The 9,842-nt window shown below is 73.4% G+C and carries 9 protein-coding genes; 4 read left to right on the top strand and 5 right to left on the bottom strand.

Annotation, left to right across the window (positions count from 1 at the left end; translation table 11 throughout):
• The first annotated feature begins 1 nt into the window (after position 1).
• From AB0I76_RS15000 to AB0I76_RS14990, 3 genes are all read left to right on the top strand, one after another.
• On the top strand, positions 2-484 hold the full coding sequence (locus tag AB0I76_RS15000) for a hypothetical protein (RefSeq protein WP_357034777.1): 483 nt from the start codon (positions 2-4) through the stop codon (positions 482-484).
• Positions 485-571: 87 nt separating this feature from the next.
• On the top strand, positions 572-2,665 hold the full coding sequence (locus AB0I76_RS14995) for an amino acid transporter (RefSeq protein ID WP_357034775.1): 2,094 nt from the start codon (positions 572-574) through the stop codon (positions 2,663-2,665).
• 163 nt (positions 2,666-2,828) lie between these two features.
• Positions 2,829-4,310, top strand: coding sequence for a right-handed parallel beta-helix repeat-containing protein (locus tag AB0I76_RS14990; RefSeq protein ID WP_357034773.1), 1,482 nt, complete (start codon positions 2,829-2,831; stop codon positions 4,308-4,310).
• A 102-nt stretch (positions 4,311-4,412) separates the two neighbouring features.
• Here AB0I76_RS14990 and AB0I76_RS14985 read toward each other — a convergent pair whose 3' ends face one another.
• The 3 genes from AB0I76_RS14985 to AB0I76_RS14975 form a co-directional block, all read right to left on the bottom strand.
• Positions 4,413-5,372, bottom strand: coding sequence for a TIGR03557 family F420-dependent LLM class oxidoreductase (locus tag AB0I76_RS14985; RefSeq protein ID WP_357034771.1), 960 nt, complete (start codon positions 5,370-5,372; stop codon positions 4,413-4,415).
• A 160-nt stretch (positions 5,373-5,532) separates the two neighbouring features.
• Positions 5,533-6,186: a class I SAM-dependent methyltransferase gene (locus tag AB0I76_RS14980; RefSeq protein ID WP_357034769.1), complete on the bottom strand. Its 654-nt coding sequence runs from the start codon at positions 6,184-6,186 to the stop codon at positions 5,533-5,535.
• Between the two features lie 92 nt (positions 6,187-6,278).
• Positions 6,279-6,485: a hypothetical protein gene (locus tag AB0I76_RS14975; RefSeq protein WP_357034767.1), complete on the bottom strand. Its 207-nt coding sequence runs from the start codon at positions 6,483-6,485 to the stop codon at positions 6,279-6,281.
• A 187-nt stretch (positions 6,486-6,672) separates the two neighbouring features.
• Between AB0I76_RS14975 and AB0I76_RS14970 the strand changes: the two genes are divergently transcribed.
• Complete coding sequence (locus AB0I76_RS14970) at positions 6,673-7,500, top strand: hypothetical protein (protein WP_357034765.1); 828 nt, start codon at positions 6,673-6,675, stop codon at positions 7,498-7,500.
• 48 nt (positions 7,501-7,548) lie between these two features.
• Here AB0I76_RS14970 and AB0I76_RS14965 read toward each other — a convergent pair whose 3' ends face one another.
• A complete protein-coding gene (locus tag AB0I76_RS14965) occupies positions 7,549-8,679 on the bottom strand; it encodes a low temperature requirement protein A (RefSeq protein WP_357034763.1) in 1,131 nt (376 codons plus the stop codon).
• A 309-nt stretch (positions 8,680-8,988) separates the two neighbouring features.
• Positions 8,989-9,699, bottom strand: a complete 711-nt coding sequence (locus AB0I76_RS14960) for a hypothetical protein (protein ID WP_357034779.1) — start codon at positions 9,697-9,699, stop codon at positions 8,989-8,991.
• Between the last annotated feature and the right edge of the window lie 143 nt (positions 9,700-9,842).

The raw sequence follows: 9,842 nt of genomic DNA, 5'->3' as shown, positions 1-9,842 counted from the left end.
CATTGCGGGGGAGGCCACTACTTCCACGATCTCGCGCGATCCTCGAGGGTTCGGCCCGCCTAGCGCAGCTCCTCGAGCGTGTTGCGGCGGACCAGCCCGGCGTTTCGCGTTCCGGTTCGACCCGCCGTTCCGTCCGCTGCTGGCCCTGCTCGGTGTCCGGCCGGAGACCGCGTGGGTACGGGTGGACGCCGACGAGTTGCTGGTGCGGTTCGGGCCGTGGCGGCTGCGGACCCCGCGGGCCAACGTCACCGGCGTCGAGCAGAGCGGCCCGTACCGGTGGTGGCGCGCGATCGGTCCGCACCTGTCGCTGGCCGACGCCGGGGTCACGTTCGGCAGCAGCACCGCCGCGGGTCTGTGCGTCCGCTTCGCCGAGCCGGTGCCGGCCCTGCTGCCCGGGCGGTGGCCCCGGCACCCGGGCGCGACGCTGACCGTGGTCGACCCCGACGATCTGGGCCGCGCCCTGAACGGTCCGACGACCGGCTGAGCAGCGGCATCGTTCGCCGTTCCGGCGGGACGCGGTCGGCCGACACCCTACGGTCGGGGCAGGACCGCGCACGGGTGGGGACGGGACATGGGTGACACGAACGCGGAACGACCGCGCCGGGTGCGGGGACGTCGCCGGCCACCGGCCGGACCGGGACCGGATCTGCGGGCGGCGCGGGACCCGACCCGCCCCGGTGACCGCGACGGGCGTCCGGTCGTCATCCCGCCGTCGGTGGCGAGCCCGACCCGGTCCGGTCCGCCGCCCGGCCGGCTGAGCCGGTGGCTGTTCCTGCACCGGGTGCAGCCGGTGGGACCGGAGACCGAGGAGGGGCAGACCCGTACGCACCCGTGGTGGCAGGTCATGTGCCTGACCGGGGTGGACTACTTCTCCACCCTGTCGTACCTGCCGGGCATCGCGGCGGTGGCCGCCGGGGCGTTGTCCCCGCTGGCCACGCTGCTGATCGTCGCGCTGACCCTGTTCGGCATGCTGCCGATGTACCGGCGGGTGGCCCGGGAGAGCCCGCACGGGCAGGGCTCGGTGGCGATGCTGGAGCGGCTGCTGCCGTTCTGGCGGGGCAAGATCTTCGTCCTGGTCCTGCTCGGCTTCGTGGCGACCTCCTGGATCATCACGATCACGCTCTCCTCCGCCGACGCGACCGTGCACCTTCTGGAGAACCCGCTGCTGCCCGAGGGGGTGGGCGGTACGGCCCTCGCGGTCGGCGTGACGGTGGTCCTCCTGCTGATCCTGGGCGGGGTGTTCCTGCTCGGCTTCCGGGAGGCGGTGGTCGTGGCGATCCCGCTGGTCGCCGTCTTCCTCGCGCTGAACGCCGTGATCGTGGTGGTGTGCCTGGCGGCGATCGCCGCCGATCCGGGCACCCTCGGGGGCTGGACCGACGCGCTGACCGCCGCCGGGAGCCCGGGGCAGGTGGCGCTGACCGCCGTGCTGGCCTTCCCGCTGCTGGTGCTGGGGTTGTCGGGTTTCGAGACCGGCGTCAGCATGATGCCGCTGGTCGCCGGGGCCGGCCCGGACCGGGAGGCCCGGCTGGCCGCCCGGATCCGCAACACCCGTCGGCTGCTCGCCACCGCGGCGCTCATCATGAGCGTGTACCTGGTCTCCACCACGTTCGTGACCACCGTGCTGATCCCCGCCGAGGAGTTCGCCCCCGGCGGGGCGGCGAACGGGCGGGCGCTGGCGTACCTCGCCCACGAGCGGGTCGGCGAGGGGTTCGGCACCGTCTACGACATCAGCAGCGTGCTGATCCTCTGGTTCGCCGGCGCGTCGGCGATGGCCGGCCTGATCAACATCGTGCCCCGCTACCTGCCCACCTACGGCATGGCGCCGGAGTGGGGGCGGGCGGTGCGGCCGGTGGTGATCGTCTACACGCTGGTCAGTATCGCGATCACGGTGGTGTTCCGGGCGGACGTCAACGCGCAGGCCGGGGCGTACGCCACCGGGATCCTGGCGATGATGGTGTCCGCCGCGGTGGCGGTGGCGATCTCCGCGGTGCGCGTCCGGCGGCGGGGCGCCGCCGCCGGCTTCACGGTGCTCACCCTCGTGCTGGTGTACGCGCTGGTCGAGAACGTCATCCGCAAGCCGGACGGCATCACGATCTCCGGCCTGTTCGTCGTGGGCATCATCGCCGTCTCGCTGATCTCCCGCGTCACCCGGACCACCGAGCTGCGCGCCGAGCGGATCGAGTTCGACGAGCCGGCGCGACGGTTCCTCGGCGAGTCGCTGGCCCACGACGGGCGGCTGCACGTGATCGCGCACAAGCCGGCCGGGAACGCGTGGAAGGTGTACACGGTCAAGGAGCGCACCCAGCGCGGGATGAACCCGGTACCCGGCGCGGCCGACGTGCTCTTCCTGGAGATCGCGGTGGTAGACCCGTCCGAGTTCAGCCAGGTGCTCCGCGTCCGTGGCGTCGAGGTGGGCGGCTTCCGGGTGCTGCGGGCCGACAGCCCGGCCGTGCCGAACGCCATCGCGGCGATCCTGCTGGCGCTGCGGGACGTGACCGGTGTCCGGCCGCACGCCCACTTCGAGTGGTCCGAGGGCAGTCCGATCGCCCACCTGTTGCGGTACCTGATCCTCGGCCGTGGCGACACGCCGCCGGTGGTCCGCGAGATCATCCGGCGCAGCGAGCCGGACCCGGCGCGGCGGCCGGGGATCCACGTCGGCGGTTGACCGCCACGTCGGCCCGGTTCGACCTCTCTCAAGCCGAAAGTGTAGTTAATTCCTTTACGCGAAACCTGCTCACCTTGCGTCCGTACCGTGACGTTCGGTGGCGGTTGTCGGCCGCCCCGCGCCCGGCACCGGCGCGGTGTTGACAAGGCACGAGGAGGCAGGAATGGCGATGTTCATATCTGACGACCGACCGGCGACGCGTCCCCGGCGACGTACCCGGTGGTTCGTGGCGGGGGGCCTGGCCGCCGGCAGCCTGGTGGTCGGCGCGGCCGGCCTGGCCGGGGTCGCCGCGGCGGACCGGCCCGCGGCGGACCGGCCGTCCCTGGCGTTGCGCGGCGCCGACGGTGGCGGCGAGCACCGCGACAAGGAGGGCGGGAAGGGCCGGGATCACGGGTACGACGGTCGCGACGCGATCAACGTGCCGTGTGACGAGGAGAAGCTGATCGACGCGTTGGCCTACGCCAACGCGGAGGGTGGCGCGCACCTGCGGCTGGCGCCGAAGTGCACGTACGTCCTGACCGACGCCCTCGACGAGAAGGACGAGTACGACGGCGGGATCCGGGACGCCCGCGAGACGGCGGACAGCGCGGAGAACCCGGGCGACGTCGAGGCCCCGCCGCGCCACCCGGACGCGGACCGGTCCGGCCTGCCGTTCGTCTACCACCCGATCACGATCGACGGCCGGGGCGCGACCATCGCCCGGGCCGAGCACGCCGAGCTGTTCCGGTTGTTGACCGTCCGCGACGGCGGCGAGCTGACCCTGCGCGACGTGACCCTCGCCAACGGCCGGTCCATCGCCGAGGGCGGCAGCCTGTACGTCGTGCACGGCGCGTCGGCCACCATCGAGCATGTCACGGTCGTCGGCAACACCTCCCTCTCCGCCGACGGCGGTGGGGGTGGCATGTACAACGACGGCAACATGGTGGTGCGGGACAGCACGTTCGTCGACAACCACGCGGAGGGCACCGCGGGCAAGGGCGGGGGCCTGCTCAACGGTGGGGTGATGACCGTGCGCTCCTCGACGTTCAAGGACAACAGCGCGGTCGCGTACGGCGGCGGGTTCGGCAACTACCGGGGTGCGGCGCAGGTGAACGACAGCACCTTCGCGCACAACACCGCGGGACAGGGCGGCGGCGTCGCCAGCTACTCGGCCCGCACCCGGGTCGCCGACAGCAAGGTGCTCGGCAACACCGCCGAGGTCGGCGGCGGCATCGCCGACTCCGACGCGCTGATCTTCCTCAGCGGCATGGAGATCCGGGGCAACACCGCCACCGGCAACGGCGGCGGCATCTACGTCTTCCAGGGCCTGGTGCCGCTGGACGACAGCACCGTGGAGGACAACACCGCCCTGGGCGACGGCGGCGGCATCTACGCCGAGAAGTCGAACGTGGTGGTGCGACGCAGCGCCGTCACGCACAACGACGCGGTCGAGCCGGAGTCGCAGGGTGGCGGCATCTTCGCGACGCTGGGGCGGCTCTCGCTGTTCAAGAGCGCAGTGGTCGGCAACAGCTCCACGCTGGAACCGGGGGGCGTCTTCGCCGACAAGGCCCAGGTGAAGGTCGACGACGACACCCGCATCGCGAAGAACCGGCCGACGAACTGCGTCGGCAGCACGGTCCCGGTCCCGAACTGCGCCGATTACTAGGCCGGCACGGGGCACGGCACGTCCCGTGGGAAGGGGCACAATCGGCCCGTCCGCGACGACCGCAGGGTCGTCCCGGGCGGGCCGGACCACGTGCCCGCACGCTCAGCCGAGGGAGCGCAGCCGGCCGGCGAGGTCACTCGCGAAGAAGTCGAGGAAGCCGTCCGGGTCGGGGCCGGCGTTCTGGAGCACGATGTGGTCGTAACCGGCCTCGACGTAGCGCCGTACCGCCGCCACGTGCACCTCCGGGTCGGGGCCGATCGAGAACAACTCGCGGACGTGCCGCTCCTCGACGTACCCGCTGGCCGCGTCGAAGTTGACCGGGTTGGGCAGCTCGCTCATCACCTTCCACCCGGTGACCATCCACCGGCTGGTCTGCAGCACCGCCTCCACCGCCTGCCGGTCGTCGGTGGCCCAGGCCATCGGCACCTCGGCGTACCGGGGACCCCGGCCGCCGGCCTTCCGGTAGTGCTCGACGATGGAGTCTTTCGGCTCGGTGACGAACAGGCCGTCGCCGAGCTCGGCGGCCAGCGTGGCCGACGACCGTCCGCTGGCCGCCACCGCGATCACCGGCGGTGTCTCCGGCAGGTCGAAGACCCGGGCGTCCTCCAGGTGGAGGTGCCGGCCGTCGTACGACTGGTAGCCGCCCTGCCACAACAGCCGGATGATCTCCAACGCCTCGCGGAGGCGCTCGTGCCGGCCGCGCACGCTGGGGAAGCCCTGCCCGACCACGTGTTCGTTGAGCCGCTCACCGGCGCCGACGCCGAGGGTGAAGCGCCCGTCGGAGACGAGGGCGAGGGTGGCGGCGGCCTGCGCGATGATCGCCGGGTGGTACCGGACGGTCGGGCAGGTGACGCCGGTGGCCAGGCCGAGCGTGCCCGTCTTCGCCGCGATGGCGCCGAGCACCGACCAGGCGAACGAGGAGTGGCCCTGCGCCTCCAGCCAGGGATGGTAGTGGTCGCTCATCTCGACGAAGTCGAAGCCGACCTGCTCGGCCCGGACCGCCTGCCGGATCATCTCCTGCGGCCCGTACCCCTCGGCGGCCAGCTTGTAGCCGATCTGCATCCCTGCTCCCCGTGTCCGACGGCCGGTGGCGTCACGCCCCTTCCCGTACCGGGTTCCCACAAACGTTCACCACTGAAGCCCAGCCTCCTAGGACGCCGTAGAGGCTGTGCGGGCCGTCGTGCTGGGCCGGCGACGGGCCCCGCGTCGCCGAAGAATCGGCTCAGGGGCGACGGACGAGCAGGTACGACCGCTGACTCGGGTGCTCGACGCCGGGGTACGGCGCCCGGTCGAGGCGGGCGACGAGCGGCAGACCCGCCGCGGCCAGGGCGGCCACCTCGCCGTCCGGGTCGAGGAAGCGGAACGTCAGCGTCACCGGGTGCCCCCACCAGTCGGTGAGGGTGCGGGCTGTCCCGGCCGACGCCTCGGCGTCACCGGTGTGGAACGCCACCAGCGCCGTTCCGCCCGGGCGCAGGACACGGGCGAACTCGGCGTACGCCGCCGCGCGACCCGCGGTGTCCAGGTGGATCACCGTGTACAGGCAGGCGATCCCCGCCACCGAGCCGGAGCGGACCGGCAGCGCGGTCAGGTCCGCCGCCGCGTACGCCGCCCCCGTGGTGCGCCTACCCACCGCGCACATCACCGGCGACAGGTCCAGGCCCGCGATCCCCGCGCCCCGCCCCGCCAGGTACGCCGTGACGTGCCCCGGGCCGCACCCGAGGTCCAGAACCGGACCGCCCGAGGTGGTCTCCGCGAGGGCGTCGAGCAGCGCCCGGTCCAACGGCTTGCCGCGCAGTTCGTCGCCCACCTCGGCCGCGTAGCGCTCCGCCACCCGGTCGTAGTCCCGACGGACGGTCCCCGGACCCGTCTCCCGCATCCCGTTCTCCGTTCGTGCGCGCCGTCGGAGGTGAACCCTAGACGGCGAACGGCCCGCGCCGGGGGTTGGCGCGGGCCGGGCGAGCAGAGGTCCTATTCGGACGGCTGGGGGAGTTCGCAGTCCACCTTCGGGTTCGCGCCGATGTAGTTCAGCGGTCCGGCCACGATGGTCACCAGGATCGTGCCGGCCTCTGCGCAGTTCGTGTCGTCGTTGCTGTAGTAACCGCGCTGACCTGCGGCGACAGCGCCGATCAGCAGCCAGATCACGACCAGGACTCCGAATATCGAGGTGCCGCGCATCATACGCCTCCAGGGGTTGTGGTGGTTCGAGGTGCAGGCGTTGTACCCAATCGGCGCTCGCCGCTAACGGTCACGGCGTCGTCCCCGGTCCGCCGGACGGGAAGACGTCGCTATCGGATCCGCGACGGAGAACGGGGTCCCGCGGCGGTACGGGCGTACAACTGTGGAGGCACGCGCAGGAGGACTGATGGACGCCCCGACACCGCACCTGTACCTCGACCGTCGCGCGGACGTCGCGGCGGCGGCCCGCGCGCTGGCCGGGGGAGCGGTGGTCGTCACCGCCTTCGCCAACATGTACGCGCTGGTGAGCCGGCCGGACGCCGCCACCGTCGCCCGGGTCAACCTGGCCAAGGGCCGCCCGGCCGAGCAGACCGGCAGCATCACCGCGCTTGCCGGCCGGATTCCGGGGCTGTTCGACTGGACGCGGGTGCCGCACCAGCTGCCGGTGGGCCGGGTGCGGCAGCTGATGGACGGCCTGTTCGGGCTCGGCCCGTTCGGCTTCCGGGGCCCGGCCGCCGACCGGCTGCCGGGCCACCTCGCGTCGTTCGACCGGGGCGTGCGCACCACGCAGGTGATCGCGCCGGGGCCGGCCTGCCCGTCGAACGCGTTCCTCGCTCGGGCGCTCGCCGAGACCGGGCTGGACCACCTGCACATCACCTCGGCGAACCGCTCCCGGCACCGCACCGGCGCACCGGACGAGCCGGCGCACTGGAAGGCCGGCGGTGTCCTGGCCGACCTCGGTCACCTCGACGGCCTGGTGCTGCTCGCGCATCCGGACGAGGCGGCGGCACGCGCCGCGTACCCCCGGCACCTGCCCACGTCGGTCACCCTGCTGTCGTTCCACGCCCCGGAGGGTGACCCGGAGGACCCACCCGTGCTCACGGTGGACCGGCACGGGTCGTTGCACGTCGACGACGTACGCCGCGCGGCCGCGCCACTCGGCCTGCAGGTGCGGCTCGGCGCCAATGCCGGTCAGCGCCTCCGGGCGCGCGGGTACGCGGGCGCGCTGGTCTGACCCGTCCGGTGCGTTGGTCTGACCCGTCGATGCGGTGGCCGCCGGAGGTCAGTGCGGCGGAACGGGTTCCTCCGGCGGGCGGCCCCAACTGCGGCGCGCGTCGGCGATCGCCACGCCGGCGAGGACCAGCATGGCGATCAGCGCGGCGGTCCACGGCGGCAGGAACAGCACCGCCGGCGCGGCGGTGAGCAGGGCGAGCAGGCCCCCGGGGCGGGACAGCGATACGCGGCTGAACACCTCGTACTCGAAGAGGGCGCGACCGACCAGGAACAGTGCCGGCCCGCCGAGGATGACCGCCGCCCACGCCGGTGGGGTCCGGCCGTCGGGGTGGTGCAGCAGCAGGTCGAAGCCGGCTGCGGTGGTCACCACGCCGGCGACCATGAGCAGGTGGGTGTACGGGGCGGTGTGCAGGAACCGGCTCGGCTGTCGTGAGGTGGCGATGGCCAGGGGCAGTAGCTCGCCGGACTTGTGCACGTAGATCCGCCACAGCAGCAGCGTGGTGTAGAAGGCCGCGGTGAAGGCCGCGACGTTCTCCGCCTCGGAGTGGTCCAGGCTGAACATCGTGCCGATGGTCAGGATGGCATCGCCGAGCGCGATGATGAAGAACTGCTGGTAGCGCTCGGACAGGTGCTCGGCGGTGACGCTGCGCGCCTCGTCGGGCACCGCGCCCAGGCCGGGGACCGGGTACGCCAGCCGGAAGCCCAGGTAGTCGATGGACAGGGCGAACACCCACAGGGCCAGCCGCCCGTCGCCGGAGACGAAGGCGCCGCCGATCCACGGCACCGCGGACACGGCGAACCAGATGAAGATGCGGGCAGCCCGTCGCCGGGTCTGCGGGTGGTGCCGGACCGTCGGCATGAGGAACAGGCCGCGGCCCAGGTGGATCGCGACGTACGTGCCGGCGAAGATGAGGCCGCGCGCTCCGAACGCCTCCGGGATGGCGGTGGTCATCAGCAGCGCCCCGAACATGACCGCGGTGATCAGCAGTTTGATCTCCGGGCGTTCGGGGTCGTACATGTCGGTGACCAGGGTGGTGATCGCCCAGGTCCACCAGATCGCGGCGAGCAGGACCAGCGCCTCGGCGGCGCTGTGCCAGTCCAGGTCGACGACCATGCCGCGCGAGATCAGCGCGAGCGCCACCACGTAGACGAGGTCGAAGAAGAGTTCGAGCAGGGTCACCCGACGGGGCGACTCCTCGTCCCGGAGGGGAGGCCGGCCCCGGCGCGGGCCGGACCCCGGCGGGGACAAGGACAAGGGCTGCTCCTGCGGGACCGGGATGGTGATCGACGCGGCGGGCCGTCGTCCGGCCCTGCCTCGACGGTAACCGTCCCGTGTCCGCTATGTACTGCTTTCCGCCCGGCCCCTCGGTAAGGACGGGCCCCCCGTTAACGCCTGCGGTAGAGGAAGGGCCCCTACTTGACGCGCTTCACGCGCTTGACGCGCACGGGGAGGGGTCCGGGCCACCCGGCCCGGACCCCTGCGCCCGGGTCAGGCGTCCGTTCCGCCGGGCAGCACGGCGGCCGTGTCCGGCGCGCCCGCGAGCACCTTCGCCTGCTGCGGCCAGGTCGCCAGGCCCGGCGCGGACCGCAGCCCGGCCGACCGGACCACCTCGCGGAGCGCGACCTCGTCCAAGTCGGCCAACTGGCGGTACGTGCGGATGCCCGCCGCCTGCAGCGCCGCGGCGATCTTCGGGCCGACGCCCTGGATGCGGCGGAAGTCGTCCGCGCCGCCAGCGTCAGCCGTCGGCCGCACCGGCGGCGTGGCCACGTCGACCCGGGGCGCCGGCACGGGCGCGGCCGGAGCCGACGGCTCGTCGTCCGTCGCGACCGGCGTCGGCAGCGTGTCGACCGAGGTGTCGGTGGTGGGGCCGGCCGCGACCGGCGTGGGCAGCGTGTCGACCGAGGTGTCGGTGGTGGGGCCGGCCGCGACCGGCGTGGTCACCTCGTCGGTGTCGTCGGCGTCGGCCGGCGTCGTGTCGACGGGACCGGTCACGTGGGCGGCCACCGGAAGCACCACCTCGGTGTCCCGGCCGGCGTCGTCGATCGGCGGGGCGGACGGAACCTCCTCCCGGGGGGCCGGCACCGGGTCGCCGGTCAGCACCATGTCGGCGGGGTCGACGTCGCCGGCGGCTGCGTCGGCGGGGGCCGGGCGGTCCACGACGGGAGTGGGGCGGTCCTCGGCGAGGGCATCGCCGGGCACCGGGTGGTCGGCGACGGCGGTGGGCGCCGGGTCGACGGTCGCCTCGGGACGCGCCTCGTCGACGGTGGCGGTCGGTGCCGGGGTGGTCACCACGGCGGCCACCGGGTCGCGCTCACCCTCCACGATGGGCGCGGTGTGCCCGG

Source organism: Micromonospora sp. NPDC049799, assembly GCF_040656655.1.
Classification (GTDB): domain Bacteria; phylum Actinomycetota; class Actinomycetes; order Mycobacteriales; family Micromonosporaceae; genus Micromonospora.
Note: the sequence above shows the minus strand (reverse complement) of the source record. Positions and strands in the feature narration are given on the sequence as shown.

Bases quoted from the DNA above. Each gene is read 5' to 3' on its own strand.
- AB0I76_RS14970 (WP_357034765.1), top strand. From the start codon at position 6,673: ATGGACGCCCCGACACCGCACCTGTACCTCGACCGTCGCGCGGACGTC.
- AB0I76_RS14990 (WP_357034773.1), top strand. From the start codon at position 2,829: ATGGCGATGTTCATATCTGACGACCGACCGGCGACGCGTCCCCGGCGA.
- AB0I76_RS14995 (WP_357034775.1), top strand. From the start codon at position 572: ATGGGTGACACGAACGCGGAACGACCGCGCCGGGTGCGGGGACGTCGC.
- AB0I76_RS14985 (WP_357034771.1), bottom strand. From the start codon at position 5,372: ATGCAGATCGGCTACAAGCTGGCCGCCGAGGGGTACGGGCCGCAGGAG.
- AB0I76_RS14975 (WP_357034767.1), bottom strand. From the start codon at position 6,485: ATGCGCGGCACCTCGATATTCGGAGTCCTGGTCGTGATCTGGCTGCTG.
- AB0I76_RS14980 (WP_357034769.1), bottom strand. From the start codon at position 6,186: ATGCGGGAGACGGGTCCGGGGACCGTCCGTCGGGACTACGACCGGGTG.